The sequence below is a fragment of the Bacillus sp. EKM420B genome (assembly GCF_011065565.1).
Classification (GTDB): Bacteria; Bacillota; Bacilli; order Bacillales; family Bacillaceae; genus Bacillus; species Bacillus velezensis.
Map to the genome: position 1 here is coordinate 1 of NZ_JAAMNX010000007.1, position 25,566 is coordinate 25,566.

A 25,566-nucleotide genomic window follows, 5' to 3' on the forward strand; every position below is an offset into this window, starting at 1 on the left:
AAGTGGCTAAACGCGGCGGACTGTAAATCCGCTCCCTCAGGGTTCGGCAGTTCGAATCTGCCCCCCTCCACCATTTTTGGGCTATAGCCAAGCGGTAAGGCAACGGACTTTGACTCCGTCATGCGTTGGTTCGAATCCAGCTAGCCCAGTCTCAGACACCTTTTGCATAAAGGTGTCTTTTTTTTATCAGCAGTTTGTTTCGATTTTTGATTGTTCATCAGATATACTATTTTTAAGCTGCTGTTAAGGCAGTATATTCTGTATTTTCCATCTACACCCTGCCTGAAATTTGGTAAAATAAATGTAATAAAAAAATGAAACCTTTTAAAACAATCAACGTATAGATACAGACCGGTGAAGGGCAGAGGTAAGATAAAACATGGAAAACCTGATTAAAAAAAGAATCAAGCAAGTCAAAAAAGGCGATCAAAATGCGTTTGCAGAAATCGTTGACCTTTATAAAGATAAGATTTACCAGCTTTGCTACCGCATGCTCGGCAATGTGCACGAAGCGGAAGATATTGCGCAGGAAGCTTTTATCAGAGCGTATGTCAATATCGACAGTTTCGATATCAACAGAAAGTTTTCAACGTGGCTTTACAGAATTGCGACCAACCTGACCATTGACCGCATCCGCAAGAAAAAGCCTGATTACTATCTGGACGCAGAAGTAGCGGGAGCAGAAGGGCTGACGATGTATTCGCAGATCGCCGCGGACGGGGTTCTCCCTGAAGACGCCGTATTGTCATTGGAGCTGTCGGACACAATTCAGAAAAAGATTTTAAAGCTGCCGGACAAGTACAGAACAGTTATTGTATTAAAGTATATTGACGAACTCTCTTTAATTGAAATCGGGGAGATTCTGAATATCCCTGTCGGCACCGTCAAGACAAGGATACACAGAGGCAGAGAGGCTCTTAGAAAACAATTGAGGGATCTTTAAGTGGGGTGATGAAATGAGCTGTCCTGAACAGATTGTGCAGCTTATGCATAAGCATCTTGATGGAGATATCCTTCCTGAAGATGAAAACGTATTAAAACAACATTTGCAGTCATGCGGGAATTGCAAACGGCATTTTCATGAAATGGAGAAATCCGTAGCACTCGTCCGAAGCACATCGCATGTCACGGCCCCTGCTGATTTTACTGCCAAAGTTATGGCGAATCTTCCAAAAGAGAAAAAACGCGCTTCTGTAAAACGATGGATCAAAACTCATCCGATGATTGCAGCCGCAGCGGTTTTTGTGATTTTAATGGGCGGCGGTTTTTTCAACAGCTGGCATAATGACCACAATTTCAGTGTGTCCAAACAGCCGAACCTTATCGTGCAGAATCACACGGTCACCGTCCCTGAAGGCGAGACCGTAAAGGGCGATGTCACAGTAAAAAACGGCAAGCTGTTCATTGAAGGAAAAGTCGACGGCAATGTGACCGTCGTCAACGGAGAAAAATACATGGCCTCAGCCGGACAAGTCACCGGGCAGATTGAAGAGATTAACCAATTGTTTGACTGGGTCTGGTACGAACTGAAATCGGCGGGCCAGGGCGTCGTGAGCGCTTTGGACCCGAATGAAGATGAGTAAAGCGTATAATCGCTTTACTCTTTTTTTATGCATCGCCGTGCCGGTCCATTTCACTTGAGAAATCAAAATGTGGTATAATGAGCACGCTATATGATGTACATATTGCTCATGCAGCACAATTCATAACGGAAAAAACGAAATGACTGAATTCTTGGAGGACGAGGAAATGGCTTTTGAGGACATCCCATTTTTGCAATACCTCGGCAATGCCGTTGATATTCTCCTTGTTTGGTATGTGATATATAAATTAATCATGGTCATACGCGGAACGAAGGCGGTTCAGCTTTTAAAAGGAATCGTCGTCATCGTATTGGTCCGGATGGCCAGTTCATATTTGGGACTCAGCACGCTTCAGTGGCTGATGGACCAAGCGATAACATGGGGATTTTTAGCGATCATCATTATATTCCAGCCTGAGCTGAGACGGGCGCTTGAACAGCTCGGACGGGGCCGGTTCTTTTCCAGGAGCGGAACCCCCGTGGAGGAAGCGCAGCATAAGACAATTGAAGCGATTACAAAATCGATCAGCTACATGGCGAAACGCCGCATCGGCGCACTCATCGCCATTGAGCGCGATACGGGAATGGGCGATTATATTGAGACGGGCATCCCGCTTAATGCGCAGGTCAGCTCGGAGCTTTTGATTAATATCTTCATCCCGAATACACCGCTGCATGATGGAGCGGTCATTATGAAAAATAACGAGATTGCGGCGGCGGCCTGTTATCTGCCGCTTTCTGAAAGCCCGTTTATTTCAAAGGAGCTGGGGACGCGTCACAGAGCGGCTGTCGGCATCAGTGAAGTGACGGACAGCTTAACCATTATTGTATCTGAAGAGACGGGCGCCATCAGTGTGGCCAAAAACGGAGACCTTCACAGAGAATTGACGGAAGAAGCACTGAAAGAAATGCTTGAAGCCGAGTTTAAGAAGAACGCCAGAGATACTTCTTCTAACCGCTGGTACTGGAGGGGCAAGAAAAATGGATAAATTCTTAAACAACCGCTGGGCTGTAAAGATCATTGCATTGCTCTTGGCGCTGCTGCTTTACGTTGCGGTTAACAACAACCAGGCGCCGACTCCGAAAAAGCCGGGGGAATCCTTTTTTCCGACATCAACGACTGACGAGGCTACGCTTACTGATATTCCTGTAAAAGCATACTATGATGAAGCGAACTATGTCGTCACCGGTGTGCCCCAGACCGTAAATGTCACGATTAAAGGCTCGACAAGCGCGGTGAAAAAGGCGAGACAGACGAAGAATTTTGAGATATACGCCGATATGAATAAGCTGAAGACCGGGACTCATAAGGTCGAATTGAAGGCGAAAAACGTATCGGACGGACTGACGGTCTCCATTAACCCGTCAGTCACGACGGTTACGATTCAGGAAAAAACGGCTGAGAGTTTTCCCGTGGAAGTTGAATACTACAATAAAAGCAAAATGAAAAAGGGATATACCCCCCAGCAGCCGATTATCAGCCCGAAAAACGTGCAGATTACAGGGTCGAAAAATGTGATTGATAACATTTCGCTTGTCAAAGCATCCGTGAACCTTGAAAATGCAAATGAGACCATTGAAAAGGAAGTGAAGGTGACCGTCTATGACAAAGACGGCAACGCACTTCCTGTTGATGTTGAACCGTCAGTCATTAAAGTGACGGTTCCCGTAGCCAGTCCGAGCAAAAAGCTTCCTTTCAAAATCGAAAGGAAGGGAAGTCTTCCGGACGGGGTGAGCGTTGCGAGCATTGACTCGAATCCGAGTGAGGTGACGGTTTACGGCCCGCAGGATGTGCTGGATTCACTGGAATTTATTGACGGCGTATCTCTTGATTTAGGCAAAATTGATAAAGATACCGATATCAATGCCGATATCCCGCTTCCTAAGGGCGTCACTAAGGTATCACCGGAAAAAATCACGCTTCATGTTAAAGTGGACAGTGAAGACAAAAAGGATTTTGACAATGTCGCAATCAAGACGGTCGGACTGGGAGGCTCACAGCAGATTGAGTTTCTCGATCCTGAATCGCAGGCGATAAATATTACGGCCAAAGGCTCTCCCGCCAACATTAAGGCGCTGAAAAAGTCGGACATTGAACTGTATGCCAATGTCTCGGACTTGGATGACGGAGAGCACTCTGTAAAGCTTGAAGTAAACGGCCCGCAAAACGTCACATGGTCCCTGTCAAAAGACACGGTTAAGATCAAGCTGACTTCTAAGAAAAACACAAGTTCAAATAAAAATGACGGCGGCTCCGCTGATTCCGGCAATAATAACGGCACAAGCGGAGACGCAGACAAAGACAAGAGCAAGAACCGGGAAGACGACACTGACAGCGATCAGAATAAAAGTCAAAACCAGGATCAAAATCAAGACCAGGATGAAGACGGATCAAGCGCTGATTCTTCTTCAACAGAATGAAAAAGGAGCGATACAAAATGGGCAAGTATTTTGGAACAGATGGTGTAAGAGGTGTTGCCAACAGCGAGCTTACGCCAGAGCTGGCCTTTAAAGTGGGGCGTTTTGGCGGTTATGTCCTGACCAAAGATAAGCAGCGCCCGAAAGTGCTGATCGGCCGTGATACACGTATCTCCGGACATATGCTGGAGGGAGCCCTTGTCGCCGGACTTTTATCGATCGGAGCTGAAGTGATGCGCCTCGGCGTTATTTCTACGCCGGGGGTATCCTATTTAACGAAAGCCATGGATGCTGAGGCGGGCGTCATGATCTCCGCTTCTCACAACCCCGTACAGGATAACGGAATTAAATTTTTCGGAGGGGACGGCTTTAAGCTTTCTGATGAGCAGGAGGCCGAGATTGAACGTCTCATGGATGAACCGGAAGATAAGCTGCCGAGACCGACAGGCGCGGACCTCGGGCTTGTGAACGATTATTTTGAAGGCGTTCAAAAGTATCTGCAATTTTTAAAGCAGACGGCGGACGAAGATTTTACGGGCATTCATGTAGCGCTTGACTGCGCCCATGGTGCGACATCTTCCATTGCGACGCACCTTTTTGCCGATCTCGATGCTGACGTATCTACAATGGGGACGTCTCCGAACGGATTAAACATTAATGATGGCGTCGGCTCTACACACCCGGAAGCGCTGAGTGCTTTCGTCAAAGAAAAAAACGCCGATATCGGCCTTGCGTTTGACGGAGACGGCGACCGCCTCATTGCCGTTGATGAAAAAGGAAACATCGTCGACGGCGATCAGATCATGTACATATGCGCGAAGTATTTGAAATCAGAAGGCCGTCTGAAGGATGATACCGTCGTATCGACCGTGATGAGCAACCTCGGTTTCTACAAAGCGCTTGAAAAAGAAGAAATCAAAAGCGTTCAAACGGCAGTTGGCGACCGCTATGTCGTAGAAGCGATGAAAAAAGACGGCTATAATGTCGGCGGCGAGCAGTCAGGGCACCTTATTTTCCTTGATTACAACACTACCGGCGACGGTCTCTTGTCCGCGATCATGCTTGTGAATACGCTGAAGGCGTCCGGCAAAACCCTTTCAGAACTTGCGGATGAAATGAAAAAATTCCCGCAGCTCTTAGTGAACGTGAAAGTGACGGATAAATATAAGGTAGAAGAAAACGCTAAGGTGAAGGCCGTTATTTCTGAAGTGGAAAAAGAAATGAACGGAGACGGCCGGATTTTAGTGCGCCCGTCAGGCACCGAACCGCTCGTTCGCGTGATGGCGGAAGCGAGAACAAAAGAGCTTTGTGACGAATATGTCACAAAAATCGTGGATGTCGTGCGGACAGAAATGGGAGCGGAGTAGCGAAGTTTATAAGCAGAGAGCGAACAAGACAAGTGCGATCAGCATAAAATGATAGTAGACATGATGCCGGGGCGGCAAAAAATAATTGACCGTCCTTGGCACATGCTGTAAAATCAAGCTTGTTCAGCCTTTGTTTTTCACTTGCAGGAAAGGCGGGATTGTTTGCATCTTTTATAATTACAGCGCCCGAACTAAGCGCCCGAAAAACGGCTTAGTTGACGAGGATGGAGGTTATCGAATTTTCGGCGGATGCCTCCCGGCTGATTCATTTAGATCACAGCCGTAAGGATTTCTTCAAACCGGAGGGGCGACTCTCCGAACAAAGAGAAATCACATGATCTTCCAAAAAAACATGTGGGAGGGGACGATTGAAAGTCCCCTTGTAATTTGACTTTCTTCGTCTCCTTTTACACCTTTAGGAGGAAGAAAATATGTGTGGAATTGTAGGTTACATCGGTCAGCTTGATGCGAAAGAGATTTTGTTAAAAGGATTAGAGAAGCTGGAGTACCGCGGCTATGACTCTGCCGGTATCGCTGTGGCGAATGAGCAGGGCGTGCATGTGTACAAAGAAAAAGGCCGCATCGCCGACCTTCGTGAAGTGGTGGATCACACGGTTGAATCTCAAGCGGGAATCGGCCATACACGCTGGGCGACTCACGGCGAACCAAGCTTCCTGAACGCTCACCCGCATCAAAGCGCACTCGGCCGCTTTACACTTGTTCATAACGGTGTGATCGAGAACTATGTTCAGCTGAAGCGCGAGTATCTTGAAAACGTTGAACTGAAAAGCGACACGGACACTGAAGTAGTCGTTCAAATGATCGAGCAATTTGTGGCGGGAGGACTCAGCACAGAAGAAGCGTTCCGTAAAACACTGACTCTGTTAAAAGGCTCTTACGCAATTGCATTATTTGACGGTGAAAACACAGACACCATTTACGTTGCAAAAAACAAAAGCCCTCTGTTAATCGGTCTTGGAGATACGTTTAACGTCGTGGCATCTGACGCGATGGCTATGCTTCAAGTAACGAATGAATACGTTGAGCTTTTGGACAAAGAAATGGTGATCGTGACAAAAGACGAAGCCGTGATTAAAAACCTTGACGGTGAAGTCATGACACGTGCGTCTTATATCGCTGAGCTTGACGCCAGTGATATCGAAAAAGGCACATACCCTCACTACATGTTAAAAGAAACGGATGAGCAGCCGCTTGTTATGCGCAAAATCATCCAAACGTATCAGGACGAAAACGGCAGACTGGCCGTGGCGGGCGATGTCGCTGACGCCGTGGCGGAAGCGGACCGCATTTATATCGTGGCTTGCGGAACGAGCTACCACGCCGGTCTTGTCGGGAAACAATATATTGAAATGTGGGCAAACGTACCGGTTGAAGTGCATGTAGCGAGTGAATTCTCTTACAACATGCCGCTTCTGTCTAAGAAGCCGCTCTTTATCTTCCTTTCCCAAAGCGGAGAAACAGCGGACAGCCGCGCCGTGCTTGTTCAAGTCAAAGCGCTGGGTCACAAAGCGCTGACGATTACAAACGTTCCGGGATCAACGCTTTCCCGTGAAGCGGATTACACATTGCTTCTGCACGCAGGCCCTGAGATCGCCGTGGCATCAACAAAAGCGTATACGGCTCAGATTGCCGTCCTCGCGATCGTTGCATCAGTTGCGGCAGAACGCAACGGCGTTGATATCGGCTTTGATTTAGTCAAAGAATTAGGTATCGCGGCAAATGCCATGGAAGCTCTCTGCGACCAGAAGGACGAAATGGAAATGATCGCGCGTGAGTACCTGACTGTTTCAAGAAACGCTTTCTTCATCGGCCGCGGCCTTGACTACTTCGTATGTGTCGAAGGCGCCCTGAAGCTGAAAGAGATTTCTTACATTCAGGCAGAAGGCTTCGCCGGCGGCGAGCTGAAGCACGGAACAATCGCCCTGATCGAAGAAGGAACACCGGTCTTTGCACTTGCGACACAAGAACACGTCAACCTGAGCATCCGCGGAAACGTGAAGGAAGTCGCAGCCCGCGGCGCCAACACTTGCATCATCTCGCTGAAAGGCTTAGAAGACGCAGACGACAGATTCATCCTGCCGGAAGTCAACCCTGCGCTTGCTCCGCTGGTATCTGTTGTGCCATTGCAGCTGATCGCTTACTACGCTGCACTGCATCGCGGGTGTGACGTTGATAAACCGCGCAACCTTGCGAAGAGTGTGACTGTGGAATAGGAATAAATAATTCACGGTAAACTTAAAATATAGTCGGAAAGTTTGACCCCTCTGGTTTTAGATAAACCAGAGGGGTTTTTAGTATGAAAATAAGAAGTGTTCGCCTGTTGATAAACTGAAGAATTTTATATTTATAAAGAAATCCCCATATATATATTGAAAAGAAGTAACGCCTATTTTATAATATAAATATATTCCAGTTTAAACCCATAAATGTAACCATTAGTAAAGAATGGTAGCGATCAATTATTGGTTTTTGAATAAGTATTTGTTTGGTGTTTTATTCCCATGTCTGATTACTTTTTAGGACATACTTCACTCTTGAACGGGCTACTCAATTAGACAATAAATCTGTTATCTGATGAGACTACATATATAGATTATAGAATACACATTTTCTTTTCCAGCATGTAAGTCACCTCCAGCAGTTTTCATCATGAATATCCCATTATATAAACCTAATCAATCGATTACACTTCCAAATTATGATTAAAAAAGACTTTAAAATCCCTTTTGTATTTACCGACTCCTGATCCATTATGAATACCTAGACTAGATATGAAAATCACAACATTTTTGCAATAATCCGGTTCAATTCTTAAAAAAGTCCTGACAACAATGATAGGAGTGGAATGATGTCAAACCTTTTAGAAATCAGAAACATCAGCAAATCTTTTGGTCATAAAGCTGTTTTAAAGGATGTTACATTCAATGTGCCTGCTGGATCAATTGTCGGTTTTATCGGTGATAACGGCGCAGGCAAGTCAACAACATTTAAAACGATATTAGGATTAATCTCTCAAGATAGAGGTAAAGTGAAAATCTTTGGTAAAGAGAATCTGGATAAACATATAAAGTTCAAAGAAGATATTGGTGTCGTATTTGATGCGATGAATCTTCCTGCGCACCTTACGATAAAGCAGCTGAACCATGTATTTAAGAAACTATTCGACGCTTGGGACCAAGACCATTTTTACCGGTTGGTTCATTCTTTCTCTTTACCTATGGACAAAAAAGTGAATACATTCTCGCGCGGCATGTCAATGAAGTTATCTGTAGCTGTTGCTTTGTCGCATAATGCAAAATTATTACTCCTGGATGAAGCAACGGGAGGGCTTGATCCTTCTTCAAGAGATGATCTGTTAAATGAATTAAAAAGCTTTGTGAGTAAAAACAACGGCGGTATTTTACTTTCATCGCACATTATGACTGATGTCGAGAAGATAGCCAGCCATATCATTATGATGAAAGATGGCGAAATTTTATTAAATGAAGAGAAAGATAAGGTTCTTGAAAGCTATACCGTTATAGATGTTGATGAAGGCCAATTGGCTGAGCTTGACGAAGATATCGTTCTAGCAAAAAGGAATCATGGATCTTATTGGAGTGTGCTTGTATCGGATCAACAGAAGTTGCCGAATGGCGTAACGGCCAACACCATTTCCATAGAAGAAATCAGCGTCTTTTTAACGAGGAGTGAAAACATTGAGAGGTCTATTACTGACTAACTACTACTTGGTTTATCGGAGTTTCTTTGCATACACAGGGTTGGCCATATTGGTATCAGCAGTCATTTTTTATTTTGGGGATGCTTCAATGCATCGTTTTGTTGCTATGCTGATTATATTGTTTGTCGTTATGCCCGCACTTGAGGTTATAAAGTATGAGAGCAAGTCTGGCTATGACAGGTATGTCCTGACTTTACCGGTCAGCAGAACAAATATTGTTCAAAGTCACTATTTCTTTTATCTTTTGATTGTTGTGATCGGAGCCGTAATATCTTATGGTATTTTCGTTGTATACAGCCTGGGTTCTGATGAACCAATTGACGGCATATTTAATATTGTCTCTTTTGGAACGTTCATCGTTCTCTTTGCCGGTGCAATCGTTTATCCTCTTCTCTACATGATAGGTCCGGAAAAATCCGATGCTATCGTGATTGGAGGGGCAATGGGGGGACTTTTTGCTACCTTTGGATTGCAAAGTGTCGTTGGGTATGTAGCAGAACAAGTACCGCTGTCATTTTTGCACATAAATCCTTCTTTATATGTCCCGATTATATATCTCATGATCGGCGTTATCTTATATATCATTTCATTTTTCATTGCCTCAGCTATATATCATAAAAAAGAATTTTAGCAGCGTGTGTATTGATTTTATGCTGATCAAGTTATAACAGGATAAGGTGTTGTCTTTGCATATAAAGAACTTTGTGACCTTGAGGGTTAATATTTAGCATATAAAAATGGGGGGGCTTTTATGGAAGGCAACATGCTATATCATCAATATCTGAAGGCAAATTCCGAGTATTTCGGGAAACAAGAGATGACACTGAATACATATGAAGTGAATGACATCCCTGATACCTATACTGTTATCTCAGATAGCAACTCAGTATGGAAATATTATCATGTTAAGGGTGTATCGTTACCAGAGCAGGGGTGGAAAATTCATTTAACTTCATTGTTAGAGGACGCACAAAGTGTATTGGATAGGGTTGCCCGCTTTTGTATGGGTAAGAAAATTGAATTTAAACACCTAAAGGATATGCATAGTTTTATTAACATGAATTCAAAAAATGCAAATCGAGCTTCTTCCGGCAAATTTATAACGGTGTACCCGGCTAATGAAGAAATCTTTGTTGAATTGTTGCAAGACTTATCTGAAATAACAAAGGATTTCAAAAAAGGCCCCTATATACTCAGTGATAAGAGGTGGAAAAATACTAATGTATTTTACAGATATGGCGGATTTAAGCTTATTTTTAATGAACATGGTGAGCACTGTATTAGGGATGAAAGTGGTAATTTAATTAAGGATCAAAGAACACCCTTTTATCAGACCCCTGATTTTGTAAAAGACTTTGATGATTATCTTAATACGATCAATCATTCTGACGACTCAGAACAACAGGGGGAAAGCCATTTAGCGAAGTATGATATCATTACTGCACTGAGCTACAGTAACGCAGGGGGGGTATATCTTGCGACTCGAAAGAAAGATAACTTGAAAGTTATTCTTAAAGAAGCCAGACCAAATGCTGGTTTAGATGGAGGACCCAGAGATGCGTTAGAAAGGCAAAAAATTGAATATGATACTTTAAAAAAGCTTAAGAACATACATGGCGTGGTCAATCTAATTGAGTACTTCCAAGAATGGGAACATTACTTTTTAGTAGAGGAATTCATTGAAGGAAGAGATTTGAGACAATGGATTGCACAAGAGTATCCATTCTTTAGAGATGAAGATGGCGATAGTATATGTAATCATGCTAAGAATATAAAAAAAATATTGTTACAACTCTTTGCTCTGATAGATCAAATGCATAATAACGGAGTTGCTATGGGTGATTTGCAGCCAGCAAATGTGATGGTAACTGAAGATTTAACCGTTAAGATAATAGATTTTGAGACTGCAATGCCCGTAGAGTCTGAAGAAAAACCTAGTATGGCAACAATCGGGTTTGTTTCTCAAGAAATGAAGGCAGGTGGTTCTAGAGACTGGTTTGGGTTAAAGAGATTAGTAAGATATTTAGCACTGCCAGTGCTCTCATCAGACGATATGGATGGGTATCTGCAAGATAACCATTTATACTGGATAAAGATGAATTATGGAGAATCATTTTATCATTTCATTTTAGAGTTGCAAAAAAAATGTGATGATAAAATAAAAGGTTATCACAAATATCTTCCCAGAGAGATTAACCTTTATAACAAGAAAAGGGATATCAACTTATATTCCATGATTAATAAGTTGATAAAGGGTCTAGAAAACAATTTAATAGATGATGACAGGCTCGTAAACGGTGATATTCGTCAGTTTGAAATGAACGGAGGAAAATTCAACTTTCTCACTGGGGGGAGTGGCGCTGCCTATATTCTTACCAGATGTAACTCGAAGTCTGAGAATGTAGATAATTGGATTCAAAGTTTTTTGGTGGATAACCTATCGACTGGCGATGATAATGGTTTATTAACTGGAAAAACAGGAATGCTGGCTCTGCTTTATGAGAAGGGGTACAAGGAAACTGTTTTAAATGAATTGAATGTTCTGAGAAGTAATGTAAATGAAACAACCAACATTTCTTTACGATCAGGTCTTTCAGGAATAGGCCTGTTCTTAATCAGTTTATATTTTGAGACGGAAAGTAAAGAATACTTGGAGTTTGCGAAAGAGATAGAAAAATTGATTGACCTAAATAAGGTTAAAGACGAGTCATTAAAAGTTAATGACTGGATGGCGGTAGGTATAGGTTTAATTGATGGGTTATCTGGCGTATCTCTGTTTTATTCAGCGCTTTATTCAGCAACCAATAATAAAAGATATTTAGAGGAAGCTGAGTTATTTTTAAAGAAAGACTTGGAAAAGACAAAAAAAGATGATGTAACCGGTGTATTACAGACTTTGGATGATAGAAACCGATTATTGCCATATCTCTCTGGAGGGTCTATTGGAGTTGCTGCGTCAATTTGGTTTTTAAACCATGTAAGTGGACAAGATCTATTTAAAGAAGAATTTAGAGCCATTTTAAATCTATCAAAGATACGCTGCACAATCAGTGGAGGTTTATTTGATGGCGCAGGTAGCTTCCTTTTAATCCCTTCTATGGTTGATAATAGAAAATTACGGAAGGGAATTCTTATGGAAGTAATGGATCTGCTTAATATCTTTTTAATTGAGAAAAATGATTATTATGTTTATCCGGGGCAATTTTCTTATAGATTATCTGATGATGTTTATACAGGCAGCTCAGGTATAGTGTTAGCACTAATGGGAATTGTTAAAAGCAATCCACTTTATTGGTTACCATTGGTCAACACAGATAAATTTTTAGCGGAAACAAAAATGAAAGATATTCCAGTTGGAATAAATTAATAATATTATCCCCAATAGATGATAAATGAATGTCTGTTAACACTCGAAAGGAGGTGAGAAAGATGAATGATGTTTTGGAATTGCAAAAGTTAGAGAAAGAGACAGATGGTAAAGGTATAGCTGTGGATGCGACAATTACAACGACATGGACAGTAACAACAACTAGCGGTTTTGTTTCTTCAGTAAGTAATCATTGTTAAAACAATCTTGCTTCATTGAATATTAATGAAGTATAAATGATGAACACTGTATTGGACTGTCGGAGAAGCCTCAAGTTTATCATTTCTTGGGTGCTTGTACTTAAAATCAGCACCCAAGAGTTCTTAATTATCATTAACAAATCATGAAAAAACTATAGAAGGTGACAACAATTAAAAAGTTATTAGAATTGGCAAAAAACCCTGAACCATTTGAAGAAGGTACACAAGAGGTATGGCTTGATCCAGATAGAGCTGAACTTGTTTTGAAATCACATTTTGATGAGAATATACCCGGAGGCAGCAAAGGGAGCTCATTTGTTGATGAGACTGTGGATTTTATTACAAAAATAGCACCAGTAGAATGTAATAATAAAATTATTGACTTAGGATGTGGCCCGGGGCTCTATTCTCAAAATTTAGCATTAAAAGGCTATAACGTGACTGGTGTAGATTATAATAAAAAATCAATCGATTATGCTATTAGTGAAGCGGATAAAATGAATTTGCAAATAGATTATAAGATTGAAGATATTACGAATCTCGAAATCGAAAGTGAATTTGATGTAGCTCTGCTCATTTATCAAATCTATGGTGTTTTTAGTCCGACCAACAGAAGAAAAATACTTAACAACATCTATCGCGGTTTAAAACCTGGAGGATTAGTTCTATTAGATGTCTTATCAGAGAAGAGTTATGAAAAATTTGAAGAGAATTTAATGTGGTTCCTATCAAAAAAGGACAGTCTGATATCGGATAAGGAACATTTGACCTTATACGCTGCAATTAAATATCCTGATAATGTTACTTTGGCAAAAAATGTTTTGGTTTTTGATGATGGGAAATTAGTGAATTATAATTATTGGAACCAGCATTTTAGCATTGAAAATTTAGAAAAAGAAGTGAATGAAGCAGGGTTTAACCTTGAAAAAGTCTATGCAGATGTCAATGGCGAGGAATATAAAAATAACGGAGAGTTTTTTGCAGCCGTCTTAAAGAAAAAATAAGGACTAAACGTATCTATAAATAGCCGAGTTGAGTACTTAAAATAAATATTCCATTTAGGATTCAGTGTTAGCCATAATAGATGAAAGGTGTACTCCTTATGGCTCTAACACTGAGTGTTAAAATTGATAGGCCTTTAAGCCATATTGAAATCGTACATTGTGTTTGTTAGCGAGAACCAGATAAAGATTCAGAAAAAAGCTGACGAATGATGCCGTCAGCTTTTCTTTATGTGTTTTCTTAAAACTCCTCATACTCCGCCGGATCTTGGCCGTTTATGCGTCCGTCGGGGCGGGTAAGCGAGTCGATGATGTTCATGTCGTTTTCATCAAGGGAGAAATCAAAAACAGAGATGTTTTCAAGCTGGCGCTCGGGCGATGCTGATTTTGGAATCGGGATGGCGCCCAGCTGGATATGCCAGCGCAAAATGACTTGAGAAATGGTTTTGCCGTATTTGTCCGCAATCCGTCCGAGTTTTTGATCGTTTAATACTTCGCCGGCGCGGGATAACGGGCTCCATGATTCTGTCACGATGCCCTGTTCTTCGTGCCATTGGCGCTGCTGCTGCTGATTAAAAGCGGGATGCAGTTCAATTTGGTTGATGCCTGGCTTTACACCGGTTTCCCGTTCGAGCCGTTCGATATGCTCAGGCAGGAAATTGCAGACGCCGATGGATCGGATCAGGCCCCATTTTTTCGCATCAATCAGTGCCTGCCATGCTTCCGTGTAGCGGTCTTGTTTCGGATTCGGCCAATGGACGAGATACAGGTCATAGTAGTCCAGACCGGCGCGGTATAAAGATTCTTGGATGGTTTGTACAGCTTTGTCATAGTCATGGTAGCGCCCGGGCAGCTTGGACGTCACGTATAGCTGTTCTCTCGGAACAGAGCTTCTCTTGATGGCTTCTCCGACCGTCCCTTCATTTTCATAGTTATAAGCGGTATCAATCAGACGGTAGCCGATATCAATGGCGCTGGTAATGGCATGAACGCCATTGTTTCCATTAAGAGCGTATGTACCGAAGCCGATCGCGGGAATGCTTGTCCCATCCAGCAGTTTCTTTTGCGGAATTGTCCCAGTCATCATTAAATCCCTCCTTGTTTTCTACTTTACCATTATTCTTACAAATGAAACATAATAATGGAAGGAAATGAAGTGATCCGCACATGAAAAAAGCTGACGGAGAACCGCCGGCTTTAAATTTGAAACATCCATGCTACAACGGGGCCGAAGACCGACCCTAACACGGCGCAGAGCGTCATGGAAACAGAACTCATGGAGACCGTTAATTCTCCGTACTCCATTGCTTTTGAGGTGCCGAGTGCATGGGAGGCGCTCCCGAATGCAATTCCTTTCCCGAGTGAGCTGCGGATGCGGATCCACTTGAGAAGCAGCGGTCCTAAGATAACGCCGGAAAACCCTGCGATCATGACGAATACGACTGTCATGGAAGGGACACCGCCGATACCGGACGCAATCTGTATGGCGACAGGCGTCGTAATTGATTTTGGGATAATTGACAAAATCAAACTCCGGCTGATGCCGAACAGCTCTGCAAATAGCAGGCCGCTGACCATTCCGGAGAATAAACCGGCCAACACGCCGCCTATGATCGGAAACATATACTTGATTAACACCCGGCGCTGCTTATAAAGCGGGTATGCCAAAGCCACCACGGCGGGTCCGAGCAGTGAATTGATCCATTGTCCGCCGATCATATAGTCTTTATACGAAATATGAAAAACAAGCAGCACGGCGATAATGAAAATCGTAGTCGTCAAAACCGGTATGAGAAAGGGATATGGAAAGCGCACATATAATCTCACCATAGCCAGATAGGCGGCGGCCGTGAACAAAATTATAACGATTGCGATACATGCTTGCTGCACTTCTTTTTCTCCTTTCTCTGATTGGCTTTATGCTCTAACAGCTGGCTCGCGTACCCTGCGGCGATCATTGTGACGATGGTGCTCAGCACGATGATCAGAAACAGAGCAGCCCCGCTGGCGGAAAACAGTGACGGGTAATTGATGACGCCCGTCATGGCCGGAATGAATAAGAGCGGAAGAAAAGACAGCAAAAATCCGGCTCCGTCTTCAATCATTTTGACGGGAATGATCTTAACCGATAAACATATGATCAGCAGGATCAAACCGATGATGCTTCCGGGAATAGGCAGGTGAAAGAACTGCTGAACGGCTCCCCCGATAAAGGAAAATGCGAATAAAATAATGATTTGCAAGATGATGCGTATGACTTTCACGACAATGCTGTTCTTTGGAGAAGAGCAGCTTCCCCCTTTCTTGATGTTTCTATAAGTTTCTTTACTTTTGGCACATATATTTGTACTATACAAATATATGTATGCAAAATCTTTCTATATGTTTTCTGAGTAAATGTGCATATGTTTGTATTATACAACTAATGTTGCTGTTGTCAATGTAAGGAGTGAGGCTGTTTGTCAAAACAAGATCCGATTGAATTAATTGAATATGAGCTCACCACTTTTATCAGGAGAGCTGTTTATCTTGATAACTCCGACCGTAAAATCGGACATCTGGAAAGGGCTGCGTATTTGTTATTACGGCAGCTGGATGAATTCGGGCCTGCGCGTGTGAAGGAATTGGCCGAATCATTTAAGCTGGATATTTCCACATTGTCACGCCAGGCAGCGGCCTTGGAGTCGAAAGAGCTGATCCAGCGTTTTTCCGATCCTTCTGACGGGCGGGTCAGTCTGTTTGCGATTACGAAGCTTGGCAAACAGAGGTTAAAAGCTGATAAAAAGATGCGTCTTGAGCGGTATCATCGTATGCTTGACGATTGGTCCGGCGATGAAAAAGAAATGTTCGGCCGGCTTTTGCTGCGGCTGAATGAGGCATTTATCGATTAATGCATGATTTTTGCCGGGTTAAGCAGGATTATGGCGTATACAAGGGAGAATGGAAGAGAGTAAGGCTTTACGCCATTCTGCTTAGCAAAAATAATATTGAATAGGGGGCGGAAAACGTTTCTCCTGGGAAATAATGTTTCTCGGAGGCTGCGGCATTTATTATCTCAATATTCATAATTCAATGAAAATGAAAGCGCTTTATTTTTACTCCGTTGGTTCAGAGTGTAAGGTGTTTGCCTGAAAAAAACAATTGTATTTTCCACGAAAATTTATTATGATGGAATAAGGAAATTGGAGATTATATAACGATAGGAAGATAGAATATTTCTAATATTGCGGGAAATGAAGATTGAGTTAGGTTCAACAGGTGCACCTTCTGCTTCATTATTTCACATATATCAGAGCTGTTAAGAGGAGGAAGCGAAGTGGCAAACAAAGAATTAAAGAGAGGCTTAGGCGCGCGTCATATACAGATGATTGCGCTGGGCGGCACGATCGGTGTCGGTTTATTCATGGGGTCATCCAGCACGATCGGATGGACCGGGCCGTCTGTCCTGCTGGCTTATGCGATCTCAGGTATCTTTATCTTTTTTATCATGCGTGCGATGGGCGAAATGCTCTATGTAGAGCCGAGTACAGGGTCGTTTGCGACATTCGGCCATAAGTATATACATCCGTTAGCCGGCTATATGACGGCGTGGAGCAACTGGTTTCAATGGGTGATCGTCGGGATGTCTGAAATTATCGCCGTCGGTTCGTATATGAAATATTGGTTTCCTGAACTGCCGGCATGGATTCCCGGCATTATCGCCATGGCCATTCTCGGTGCGGCGAATTTAATTTCGGTAAAATCTTTCGGTGAGTTTGAATTTTGGTTTGCCATGATCAAAATCGTCACCATTATTCTGATGATTGTTGCCGGAATCGGGATTATTTTCTTCGGTTTCGGTAACGGAGGGCATGCGATCGGATTATCTAATTTATGGTCGCACGGCGGTTTCTTTACAAATGGTTTTTCAGGATTTTTCTTTGCTTTGTCTTTGGTTGTTGCGGCCTATCAAGGGGTCGAGCTGATCGGAATTACGGCAGGGGAAGCGAAGGACCCGCAAAAAACGCTGCGAAGCGCGATTCAGAGCATTATCTGGCGGATTTTAATTTTCTACATCGGTGCGATTTTCGTAATCGTTACCGTATATCCGTGGAATGAGCTTCACTCACTCGGCAGTCCGTTTGTTTCGACATTTGCGAAAGTCGGGATTACGGCGGCGGCCGGTCTGATTAACTTTGTTGTGATTACCGCTGCGATGTCCGGATGCAACAGCGGGATATTCAGTGCGGGACGTATGCTTTATACGTTAGGCGTGAACGGACAGGCGCCGAAATTCTTTAAGAAAGTTTCTTCGAGCGGTGTGCCGATATTCGGTACGCTTGCGGTATTAATCGGACTTGTGATCGGTGTCGTGCTGAACTACATCGCGCCTCCGAAAATTTTTGTTTATGTGTACAGCGCGAGTGTGCTGCCGGGAATGATTCCGTGGTTCGTCATTTTAATCAGCCATCTCGGTTTCAGAAGAGCGAAGGGCGCTGAGCTTGATAAGCATCCGTTTAAGATGCCTTTTGCGCCGTTTACAAACTATTTGACGATCGCTTTCTTACTCATGGTATTGATCGGCATGTGGTTTAACAAAGATACGCGGATTTCTTTGGTTGTCGGGGTGATTTTCCTGGCGATTGTGACGGTCAGCTATTATGCGTTCGGTATCGGCAAGCGCATGCCTGGTGAAAAATCGAAAATAGAAGACGCTGTATAATTCAAAAAGACACCTCTCTTACAGGGGTGTCTTTTTCGGCTTGTCCGCGAGTGGTATACTGGTTAAAAAAAGCAGAACCGGGGGAAACATCGATGAGTCATTACCGTACGTTATTATTTGATATAGACAATACGCTGCTGGATTTTACCGCTTCAGAAACCGATGCTCTTCAAAAATTGTTTCAAGGTTCAAAGCTGGAGCTGACGGCAGAGGTGGAAGCCCGTTATAAAGCGTTAAATCAAGGGCTGTGGAAGGCGTTTGAAGAGGGGGAAATGACCCGCGATGAAGTGGTGAATACACGGTTTGCCCTTTTGTTTAAAGAATACGGCCTCGAAGCCGACGGCGTGCTGATGAATCAGACGTACCGCCAATACTTAGAAGAAGGGCACCAGATGATAGACGGAGCTTATGAGCTGATTGAACGGCTGAGTCCTTTATTTGATTTATACATCGTGACGAACGGCGTCTCAAGATCACAATATAAGCGGCTGGGCGACTCCGGTCTGTATCCGTTTTTTAAAGATGTGTTTGTATCTGAGGACACGGGTTTTCAAAAGCCGATGAAGGAATACTTTGATTACGTGTTTGCGAGAATTCCCGGTTTTTCTGCCGGGCACGGGCTTATTATCGGCGATTCATTGAGCGCGGACATAAAAGGCGGTCAGATGGCGGGAATGGATACGTGCTGGTTTAATCCCGGAAAGAAAGCAAATGAGTCCGGGATCATCCCGACATATGAAATTCATTCGCTTGATGAGCTGTATGATGTGCTGAACGTGGAGCGAAAAGCCGCCGCTCATCTGTAAGGAGAATACGATGAAGATTGCACATACGAAGTTACTGATCAGGGGTTTTGCATTACTATCAATCTTTCATGCGATTCTTCAGCTTCCTCCCGGCCGGGGGGAGCTGAAGGTTTTTTTGTCTGTGCTCGTGATGATGCTGACGGCTAATGACTGCCTGCGGCCGCTATATATGAAGAGAAGGCCTGCTGTATATCAAGGCTCTTTTCTCCTGAGCAACGTTATCGCGGGAGTTCTTTTGTACAATGTCTATAGTGTGGGGACACAGGCCGTAATGGTGCTTTTATTGGCGGAGGTGCTTATTACTGATCAGCAGATTCCGGCTGTTTTGTTAACGGTGAATGCCGCCGCATTTGCCGCAGCTTTATACGCCTCCGGAGCGGGTGTCAGTGATATCGTGCTCCCTTACTTCATCATGTTTGCGGTGATTTATTTATATCGGAAAAACCTGCAGGAGAAGTCGAAGGTAGAATTGCTGAACCGAGAGCTGAAAACCGCTAATGACACACTGAAGGAATATTCAGACCGGATTGAGGAACTGGCCGTTACGAAAGAAAGAACAAGAATTGCGCAGGAGCTGCATGATTCGCTCGGTCATTATCTGGCTGCTCTGAAAATGAATTTAGAATTTGCCGGGAAGAAAGCCGGGCATCAGCCGGACAAAGTGAAGCAGATCATTCATAAGGCGCATGATCTTACGAAAGAATCCATTTTAAAGCTTCGCCAGGCGGTTACGCTGCTGCAGGGCTCTTTGTCCGGGCGGGCGTTTGAGCAAGAGCTCCGTGACATTTTCAGTCATTTTCAAGAGGCGGGAGGCATTCGCTTCGAGCTGGAGACGGACGCGGCCATAGAAACGGAACAGCCGGATGTGAAGCATTGTCTTTATCAATCCGTTCAGGAAACGATTACGAATGCGATAAAGCATGGACATGCTTCATATGTTTCTGTCCGGATTCAAAAAAACCGAAACATGATATTGGCGCATATTCATAATAACGGCTCAGCCTGCGGAACGATCATAAAATCAAATGGTCTGAAAGGAATTGAGAAAAGAGCGGCCGCACTTGGCGGAGAGGCTGTTTTCTCTTCCGGGAAGGAAACGGGTTTTGACGTGAAAATAAGGATTCCATGCAAGGAGGAATAATCAAGTGAATGTCATGATTGCAGACGACCAGTCCATTGTGAGAGAGGGGCTGAAAATGATTCTGAGTCTTCACGAAGGAATTCAAATATCGGGAGAGGCTTCTTGCGGCGAAGAGGTTCTCCGGCTGCTTTCTCAAACCGAAACCGATGTGATTTTGATGGATATCAGAATGCCCGGTATGGACGGAATCGAAACGACAAAAGCGGTAAAAGCGCGATATCCTTCCGTAAAAGTCATCATTCTGACAACGTTTGAAGATGATCACTATATTTTTGCCGGGCTGAAAAGCGGAGCCGACGGCTATCTCTTGAAGGATGCTGATTCAGATGAAATTACCGCCTCACTTCAAGCCGTTTATGAAGGGCAGATGATGCTGAATCCCAAAATCACGGTTTCCGTCGTAAAAGCGCTGAACAACATGGAGATCCCTGCGGTGCAGAAAGAGCCGCGGTCAAAGCTGACGGAGATTCTCACGCCGCGAGAGCTTGATGTGGCGAAACACATTATGGAAGGCAAAAGCAATAAACGCATTGCCGCAGACTTATTTCTGACTGAAGGCACTGTGAAAAACTATGTATCCAGAATCCTCGATAAACTTGAAGTGTCAAACAGAACCGAGCTTACCTTATATTTGCAAAAATTGCTATAACCCCGCTTCACCCTCCTCTCTCCCTTTTTATCACTAAACATATGACGAAAGTAATACCCATATCGAGTACGAAAGTGAATAGAAAACAAGGATCGCCAAGAGTAGAATAAGTGCAGACATGACACAAGGAGTGCTGCACGAATGCTCGAATTAACGGATTTGACAAAAAAGTACGGCGATTTTACCGCTGTCAATCATATATCACTGGGCGTCGAAAAAGGAGAGATATTCGGTCTGCTGGGACCAAACGGCGCCGGTAAATCAACAACGGTGTCGATGATCAGCACCGTGCTCCCGCCGACGGGCGGAACAATCTGCATTGACGGAATCTCATTACAGGAGCAGCCTGCGGACATAAAAAAAGTGATGGGAGTCGTCCCGCAGGAAATCGCTTTATATCAAGCGTTAAGCGCAAAGGATAATTTGGCTTTTTTCGGAAGTCTGTACGGACTTTCCGGTAAGGAACTTTGTAAACGGGTTGATGAAGTGCTGGACATCATCGAATTACAGGAACAGCGAAATCAAAGAATATCTGAGTTTTCGGGCGGCATGAAAAGACGGGTGAATATCGGTGCCGCGCTAATGAATGAACCGAAACTATTCATTTTAGATGAACCGACCGTCGGAATTGATCCGCAATCCAGACACCACATTCTTGAAACCGTGAAGACGTTAAATCAAGAAAAAGGGATGACCGTCATCTACACGAGCCATTACATGGAAGAGGTCGAATACCTCTGTGAAAAAGCGGCGATCATGGATCACGGCTCAATCATTGCCTGCGGGACGAAAGACGAATTGAAGCAGTCAGCCAAAGCCTCTGATACCCTGACCGTGAATGCAGAGGGGCTGAATGATGATGCCGTTAAAAAAATCCGCCGCATTCCCGGTGTTGCCGAGGCTGCTGTCAGCCGGCAGACCATTACGATGCTCGTCTCTGCGGCAGATCGCAATATCCTTGATATTGCGGATGATATCAGGAAAACCGGTATCACCATTAAGGGCATTCATTTCGAGGAAGCCAATCTGGAAAGCATTTTCCTCCGGCTCACCGGCAAAACGCTGCGGGATTCATAGGGGGCGTCATGAAAATATTATTCAGGCTGATCTTATTAGATTTTCGGTTATTGGCCGGCGCAAAGTCTTTCTATATAAAACTGCTTCTGTTTCCGGCGCTGATGATTTTCATTTTAGGAACGGTTTTTCACGGCGATTCAAAAGTGAAGCCATTTCAGACTGCGTTTTATAATGCGGATCACGCGGAGAGTTCTTTGGGTGACCAATTAAAGAATGACGTGCTGAACCAAAATGATCTCATCCGTGTAAAAGATATAGGCAGTTATCAAGAAGGGAAACAGCTTGTCGAAAGCGGCAAAGTCTCCGTTTTTGTATACGTGCCGAAAGGCTTTGCAAAAGCGGCGGAACACAATGAAAAAACAAGTATCAAAGTCATCTCGGACCAACAAGGCTCTGTAAACGGAGACATTGTGGAAATGATGGCCGATTCGTTTGTCACCAGAGTAAAAGCGGAATTCAGCGAAGAAAAAGCGGGGCTGAAGCAGTCGGGACATCTGTCAAAGGGAGATGTCAGCAAAATCATCAGCGGCCTTTCGGGTGAACGTGGACAGACTGTCACCATTCCGAAGCAGTCCGCAGGCAATCACGCGGCTCCGATTGATGCGATGCAGTATTATTCAATCGCAATGGTCGTCATGTTCTCCATTATGACCGCGTTTGCGCTCATTCACGGGATAGTGGAAGAGAGACAGCAGTACACGTTATTCAGAATCAAATCAATGCCTGTTTTACGTATCCAATACGTGGCGGGTAAGCTTTTGGGAATCATGTTTGCCATCCTGATGCAAATGGCTGCCGTCATCATCGCAAGCAGCATCTTATATCAGGTAAAATGGGGCAATTTGTTTGAAGTATTGCTGGTGACGATCGTTTATTCATTTGCGATCGGCAGTATTGTGCTCCTTTGGGGGGTTACTGCAAAAAACCACGAGACCGTCTCAAGCATGGCGGCTCCTATTCTGTATGGCTTCAGTTTTTTAGGCGGAAGTTTTATCGCAAAAGACGGCTTGCCTGACAGTTTGAAAATCGTGCAGGAGCTGATACCGAACGGCAAAGCGATCAACAGCTATGTCAGTGTCGCGCAGCATGCCGGTCTGAGCGGTATTGCGGCGGATTTGGCAGAGCTTGCCGCCATCGGCGCCGTGTTTTTATGTTTGACCGTCTGGGTGTTTAAACGGAAGGAGGCTGTTTCATGATGCAGCTGTTATTCATGATCAGACATCAGCTGAAACTGATGCTGCAAAATCGGGCTGCCATCTTTGCGACGATTTCCGCTCCGCTCCTTCTCACATATTTCTTTTCCTTTTCTGCGGATGGCAGTCAGCAGAAGGAAGTATATGTAGCTGATGAGGATCAGAGCGCCTATTCAGCGCAATTTATGAAAATGATTCAGACAGCCGGCCATATAAAAGTCACGAAGGTCACGGAGGACGTACTAAAAACAAAGGTTAATCATCAGGATATATCCTTTGGATTGCTGATCGGCTCTCATTTTGAAGAGACATTATTTTCAGGAGATGAATTGAACGTTTCATTTATTCAGAATGAAGAAAAGGGTGATGCTGTTTTGACAGAGCAGCTGATTGCGCAGCAGGCGGGCGCGCTGAAAAAAATAGTCCGCGATGCAAAAGTGATATCCCGCACGCTGCACACCGACGGAAAGCAGGCGGCAGCTGATCTCTTGAAGGATATTCAGGGTCATTCCGCCGTCAATGTTGACCGCCATCACGTTTATGAAGGCGGACAGGCAGCCGACAGACTTATCGGATTTTTAGTGATGTTTATCTGGTTCGTTGCAGTCCAAAGCCTGCGATCATTTATAGATGAACAAGAAAATCATACATATGACAGATTGCTGAGCACGCCCGTTTCCTATACGGCATATGCAATCTCTAAGTTTGCGGCGGCGTATCTTTTCGGACTTCTCCATATTATCGTGATTCTCGCTGCCGGAACATTCATGCTGCACATCCGTTTTGCTGATCATGTTTTTGCTGCTGGAGCGGTGCTTGCGGCCTGCTCGTTTGCGCTGACTGCTGTAACGATGGCCGTGATACCGTTCATGAAGAGCCAAAAGCAATTCACGTCGCTTGCTTCCGTTTTTATAGCTGTCACGGGTTTATTGGGAGGGGCTTTCTTCACATTAGACACGGCTCCGGAGTACATGCGGATGCTGTCATTGTTTACCCCTGAAAAATGGGCGATCGGCGCATTTCAAAACAATGGCGGAGACAGCATGCAGATAGTGCCGCTGAGCCTGTTTCTTGCCGCCGGTGCAGCGTCATTGGTCTTATCACTCTATTTGATAAACCGCAATATGAAAAAACACAGTTAGGAGGATGGCTGCTTTGTATATGGCAGAAATCATCGGAATCATAGAAGTGCTCGCTGGAGCCGCAATGAACGTATGGATCGGCTGGCTCGGAAAAACCTTTTTCGGTAAGGATGACAGAAGTTCAAGAGTCGTGTTAAGAGTCTGCGGCATCTTTCTCATAATCAATGGCGTTTCCAGAGCGTTTCATATTTAGTTCACAAAATATTCCGGACTCTTTTATAAAATGTAATCTTTTTCCTTGGGAATCATGTAAAATAGTATAGGATTTTACGAAAAGAATAAGAGGAGGAAGAAACATGAAAAAGAGACTCGTTATGCTATTTGCCGCGGCCGCTGCTGCTTTGTTGCTTGTGAGCGGGTTGTGGGCTCCGTCAGCGTCTGCGGCGCCGGCTCCTGCTTTAACACAAATCCGTATTATCGGTGTGACGTCTGACGGTCAGAATTACCAATGGGAAAATATCGGTCCGAACCAAATCAGCGCATCAAAACCGATGAAGGGGACAACGGGTTATTTAGCTGTATATTTCCAAGGGTATCCGAACAATAATACGATCCAGGCGTTTAACAACGGAACGAATATTACAAATCTTACGTCAAAAGCGCTGGAAGATGAATATACGAAAAACGGCAATATCGTTACAGGCTATATTAAATATTACAGCGTTCCTCTTTCTTATGTCAGTTCAGGAACGTTCTCTTTCTCCGCAACGGGGCTGAACGGGCCGTACACGCCGTTAAGCAGCGGATTTTTCTCCATTCAGGTACAGAGTTAAAACAGCCGCCCGGTGCTTTCATGTATAGTTTTTCTCTCTTTCCGGGAAGCTATTCCTAAAGAAAAGGGAGGGCTTACATGATGGACAGGACACTCGGATATTTGCGCGAATCGCTTTCGAACCACTTGGAGCATGATGTGTGCCGGGGGATTTATAAAAAGCTTCAGGTGAAGCATTATGCAAATGAGGGCGAGTTCGTGAAAGATCTAAATGATCTGGAAATGGATGCGCTGAATCAGGTGCTTGAAAAGGAAATCAAATATGCTGAGAACGAGCAGGATGAGAAGCGCACGATGGAATTGAATGAAGTATATGAGCTCCTGTTTTAAAAAGCCTCCCGGCGGCCGGGAGGCTTTTTTATTGTTTCGGAAACAGTTTACAGAATCATCCAACCCTTTGTATAATG

At 44.0% G+C, this 25,566-nt stretch carries 25 protein-coding genes and 1 tRNA gene; 23 read left to right on the forward strand and 3 right to left on the reverse strand.

Translation table 11 applies throughout. The features are described from left to right. Nucleotides 1–77 precede the first annotated feature (77 nt). The 12 genes from G9F48_RS17655 to G9F48_RS17710 all read left to right on the forward strand — a co-directional run bounded on the left by G9F48_RS17655 (nucleotide 78) and on the right by G9F48_RS17710 (nucleotide 13,680). Nucleotides 78–149, forward strand: a tRNA-Gln gene (locus tag G9F48_RS17655). A gap of 230 nt (nucleotides 150–379) precedes the next feature. Further along, nucleotides 380–943, forward strand: a complete 564-nt coding sequence (sigW, locus tag G9F48_RS17660) for an RNA polymerase sigma factor SigW (protein WP_003156766.1) — start codon at nucleotides 380–382, stop codon at nucleotides 941–943. 13 nt (nucleotides 944–956) lie between these two features. Further along, nucleotides 957–1,583, forward strand: coding sequence for an anti-sigma-W factor RsiW (rsiW, locus tag G9F48_RS17665; protein ID WP_065180897.1), 627 nt, complete (start codon nucleotides 957–959; stop codon nucleotides 1,581–1,583). 166 nt (nucleotides 1,584–1,749) lie between these two features. Next, nucleotides 1,750–2,571 (forward strand): diadenylate cyclase CdaA, encoded by an 822-nt coding sequence (cdaA, locus tag G9F48_RS17670; protein ID WP_003156763.1) that lies wholly within the window; start codon nucleotides 1,750–1,752, stop codon nucleotides 2,569–2,571. Then, entirely contained in the window at nucleotides 2,564–4,003 is a 1,440-nt protein-coding gene (locus tag G9F48_RS17675) for a CdaR family protein (protein ID WP_165409888.1), read from the forward strand. The genes cdaA and G9F48_RS17675 overlap by 8 nt, the downstream gene beginning before the upstream one ends. Before the next feature lie 17 nt (nucleotides 4,004–4,020). Next, nucleotides 4,021–5,367: a phosphoglucosamine mutase gene (gene glmM / locus G9F48_RS17680; RefSeq protein ID WP_007408011.1), complete on the forward strand. Its 1,347-nt coding sequence runs from the start codon at nucleotides 4,021–4,023 to the stop codon at nucleotides 5,365–5,367. 431 nt (nucleotides 5,368–5,798) lie between these two features. Further along, the gene (glmS, locus tag G9F48_RS17685; protein ID WP_007609074.1) at nucleotides 5,799–7,601 is read left to right on the forward strand and encodes a glutamine--fructose-6-phosphate transaminase (isomerizing); all 1,803 of its coding nucleotides are present in this window, start codon (nucleotides 5,799–5,801) and stop codon (nucleotides 7,599–7,601) included. A 635-nt stretch (nucleotides 7,602–8,236) separates the two neighbouring features. Beyond that, a complete protein-coding gene (locus G9F48_RS17690) occupies nucleotides 8,237–9,109 on the forward strand; it encodes an ABC transporter ATP-binding protein (protein ID WP_165409889.1) in 873 nt (290 codons plus the stop codon). Next, complete coding sequence (locus G9F48_RS17695; protein ID WP_071392185.1) at nucleotides 9,087–9,740, forward strand: ABC-2 transporter permease; 654 nt, start codon at nucleotides 9,087–9,089, stop codon at nucleotides 9,738–9,740. The genes G9F48_RS17690 and G9F48_RS17695 overlap by 23 nt, the downstream gene beginning before the upstream one ends. A 120-nt stretch (nucleotides 9,741–9,860) precedes the next feature. Beyond that, nucleotides 9,861–12,476 (forward strand): class III lanthionine synthetase LanKC, encoded by a 2,616-nt coding sequence (lanKC, locus tag G9F48_RS17700; RefSeq protein ID WP_165409890.1) that lies wholly within the window; start codon nucleotides 9,861–9,863, stop codon nucleotides 12,474–12,476. A gap of 62 nt (nucleotides 12,477–12,538) precedes the next feature. After that, nucleotides 12,539–12,676, forward strand: a complete 138-nt coding sequence (locus G9F48_RS17705; protein WP_020955245.1) for a class III lanthipeptide — start codon at nucleotides 12,539–12,541, stop codon at nucleotides 12,674–12,676. A gap of 161 nt (nucleotides 12,677–12,837) precedes the next feature. Next, on the forward strand, nucleotides 12,838–13,680 hold the full coding sequence (locus G9F48_RS17710; protein WP_020955246.1) for a class I SAM-dependent methyltransferase: 843 nt from the start codon (nucleotides 12,838–12,840) through the stop codon (nucleotides 13,678–13,680). A 238-nt stretch (nucleotides 13,681–13,918) separates the two neighbouring features. Here G9F48_RS17710 and G9F48_RS17715 read toward each other — a convergent pair whose 3' ends face one another. The 3 genes from G9F48_RS17715 to G9F48_RS17725 form a co-directional block, all read right to left on the reverse strand. Then, nucleotides 13,919–14,764 carry an aldo/keto reductase gene (locus G9F48_RS17715; protein ID WP_185153158.1) on the reverse strand — a complete coding sequence of 282 codons (846 nt, stop codon included), beginning with the start codon at nucleotides 14,762–14,764 and terminating at the stop codon, nucleotides 13,919–13,921. Nucleotides 14,765–14,874: 110 nt separating this feature from the next. Then, nucleotides 14,875–15,567 (reverse strand): LrgB family protein, encoded by a 693-nt coding sequence (locus G9F48_RS17720; RefSeq protein WP_032872658.1) that lies wholly within the window; start codon nucleotides 15,565–15,567, stop codon nucleotides 14,875–14,877. Next, complete coding sequence (locus G9F48_RS17725; protein ID WP_003156751.1) at nucleotides 15,537–15,941, reverse strand: CidA/LrgA family holin-like protein; 405 nt, start codon at nucleotides 15,939–15,941, stop codon at nucleotides 15,537–15,539. Before G9F48_RS17725 ends, G9F48_RS17720 begins: the two co-directional genes overlap by 31 nt. 195 nt (nucleotides 15,942–16,136) lie before the next feature. On the opposite strand from G9F48_RS17725, the gene G9F48_RS17730 reads away from it, so the two are divergent. The 11 genes from G9F48_RS17730 to G9F48_RS17780 all read left to right on the forward strand — a co-directional run bounded on the left by G9F48_RS17730 (nucleotide 16,137) and on the right by G9F48_RS17780 (nucleotide 25,489). Next, complete coding sequence (locus tag G9F48_RS17730) at nucleotides 16,137–16,568, forward strand: MarR family winged helix-turn-helix transcriptional regulator (protein WP_003156749.1); 432 nt, start codon at nucleotides 16,137–16,139, stop codon at nucleotides 16,566–16,568. Between the two features lie 425 nt (nucleotides 16,569–16,993). Beyond that, nucleotides 16,994–18,379, forward strand: a complete 1,386-nt coding sequence (locus tag G9F48_RS17735; RefSeq protein ID WP_102421941.1) for an amino acid permease — start codon at nucleotides 16,994–16,996, stop codon at nucleotides 18,377–18,379. Nucleotides 18,380–18,471: 92 nt separating this feature from the next. Then, complete coding sequence (locus G9F48_RS17740) at nucleotides 18,472–19,185, forward strand: YjjG family noncanonical pyrimidine nucleotidase (protein WP_165409891.1); 714 nt, start codon at nucleotides 18,472–18,474, stop codon at nucleotides 19,183–19,185. A gap of 10 nt (nucleotides 19,186–19,195) precedes the next feature. Further along, nucleotides 19,196–20,326 carry a sensor histidine kinase gene (locus G9F48_RS17745; RefSeq protein ID WP_165409892.1) on the forward strand — a complete coding sequence of 377 codons (1,131 nt, stop codon included), beginning with the start codon at nucleotides 19,196–19,198 and terminating at the stop codon, nucleotides 20,324–20,326. Between the two features lie 4 nt (nucleotides 20,327–20,330). After that, a complete protein-coding gene (locus G9F48_RS17750) occupies nucleotides 20,331–20,975 on the forward strand; it encodes a response regulator (RefSeq protein WP_165409893.1) in 645 nt (214 codons plus the stop codon). Nucleotides 20,976–21,116: 141 nt separating this feature from the next. Further along, complete coding sequence (locus G9F48_RS17755) at nucleotides 21,117–22,052, forward strand: ABC transporter ATP-binding protein (protein ID WP_165409894.1); 936 nt, start codon at nucleotides 21,117–21,119, stop codon at nucleotides 22,050–22,052. 8 nt (nucleotides 22,053–22,060) lie between these two features. After that, nucleotides 22,061–23,248 (forward strand): ABC transporter permease, encoded by a 1,188-nt coding sequence (locus G9F48_RS17760; protein ID WP_165409895.1) that lies wholly within the window; start codon nucleotides 22,061–22,063, stop codon nucleotides 23,246–23,248. Further along, a complete protein-coding gene (locus tag G9F48_RS17765) occupies nucleotides 23,245–24,387 on the forward strand; it encodes an ABC transporter permease (protein WP_165409896.1) in 1,143 nt (380 codons plus the stop codon). The genes G9F48_RS17760 and G9F48_RS17765 overlap by 4 nt, the downstream gene beginning before the upstream one ends. Before the next feature lie 13 nt (nucleotides 24,388–24,400). Further along, the gene (locus G9F48_RS17770; protein WP_165409935.1) at nucleotides 24,401–24,580 is read left to right on the forward strand and encodes a hypothetical protein; all 180 of its coding nucleotides are present in this window, start codon (nucleotides 24,401–24,403) and stop codon (nucleotides 24,578–24,580) included. A 103-nt stretch (nucleotides 24,581–24,683) separates the two neighbouring features. Beyond that, nucleotides 24,684–25,160 carry a DUF4879 domain-containing protein gene (locus tag G9F48_RS17775; RefSeq protein WP_014304250.1) on the forward strand — a complete coding sequence of 159 codons (477 nt, stop codon included), beginning with the start codon at nucleotides 24,684–24,686 and terminating at the stop codon, nucleotides 25,158–25,160. Nucleotides 25,161–25,240: 80 nt separating this feature from the next. Next, nucleotides 25,241–25,489 (forward strand): sigma-G-dependent sporulation-specific acid-soluble spore protein CsgA, encoded by a 249-nt coding sequence (locus G9F48_RS17780; protein ID WP_007408989.1) that lies wholly within the window; start codon nucleotides 25,241–25,243, stop codon nucleotides 25,487–25,489. Nucleotides 25,490–25,566: the final 77 nt, after the last annotated feature.

Bases quoted from the DNA above. Each gene is read 5' to 3' on its own strand.
- G9F48_RS17715 (WP_185153158.1), bottom strand. From the start codon at position 14,764: ATGATGACTGGGACAATTCCGCAAAAGAAACTGCTGGATGGGACAAGC.
- G9F48_RS17745 (WP_165409892.1), top strand. From the start codon at position 19,196: ATGAAGATTGCACATACGAAGTTACTGATCAGGGGTTTTGCATTACTA.
- G9F48_RS17675 (WP_165409888.1), top strand. From the start codon at position 2,564: ATGGATAAATTCTTAAACAACCGCTGGGCTGTAAAGATCATTGCATTG.
- G9F48_RS17775 (WP_014304250.1), top strand. From the start codon at position 24,684: ATGAAAAAGAGACTCGTTATGCTATTTGCCGCGGCCGCTGCTGCTTTG.
- G9F48_RS17765 (WP_165409896.1), top strand. From the start codon at position 23,245: ATGATGCAGCTGTTATTCATGATCAGACATCAGCTGAAACTGATGCTG.
- glmM (WP_007408011.1), top strand. From the start codon at position 4,021: ATGGGCAAGTATTTTGGAACAGATGGTGTAAGAGGTGTTGCCAACAGC.
- sigW (WP_003156766.1), top strand. From the start codon at position 380: ATGGAAAACCTGATTAAAAAAAGAATCAAGCAAGTCAAAAAAGGCGAT.
- cdaA (WP_003156763.1), top strand. From the start codon at position 1,750: ATGGCTTTTGAGGACATCCCATTTTTGCAATACCTCGGCAATGCCGTT.
- lanKC (WP_165409890.1), top strand. From the start codon at position 9,861: ATGGAAGGCAACATGCTATATCATCAATATCTGAAGGCAAATTCCGAG.
- G9F48_RS17740 (WP_165409891.1), top strand. From the start codon at position 18,472: ATGAGTCATTACCGTACGTTATTATTTGATATAGACAATACGCTGCTG.
- G9F48_RS17705 (WP_020955245.1), top strand. From the start codon at position 12,539: ATGAATGATGTTTTGGAATTGCAAAAGTTAGAGAAAGAGACAGATGGT.
- G9F48_RS17690 (WP_165409889.1), top strand. From the start codon at position 8,237: ATGTCAAACCTTTTAGAAATCAGAAACATCAGCAAATCTTTTGGTCAT.
- G9F48_RS17780 (WP_007408989.1), top strand. From the start codon at position 25,241: ATGGACAGGACACTCGGATATTTGCGCGAATCGCTTTCGAACCACTTG.
- glmS (WP_007609074.1), top strand. From the start codon at position 5,799: ATGTGTGGAATTGTAGGTTACATCGGTCAGCTTGATGCGAAAGAGATT.
- G9F48_RS17755 (WP_165409894.1), top strand. From the start codon at position 21,117: ATGCTCGAATTAACGGATTTGACAAAAAAGTACGGCGATTTTACCGCT.
- G9F48_RS17760 (WP_165409895.1), top strand. From the start codon at position 22,061: ATGAAAATATTATTCAGGCTGATCTTATTAGATTTTCGGTTATTGGCC.
- rsiW (WP_065180897.1), top strand. From the start codon at position 957: ATGAGCTGTCCTGAACAGATTGTGCAGCTTATGCATAAGCATCTTGAT.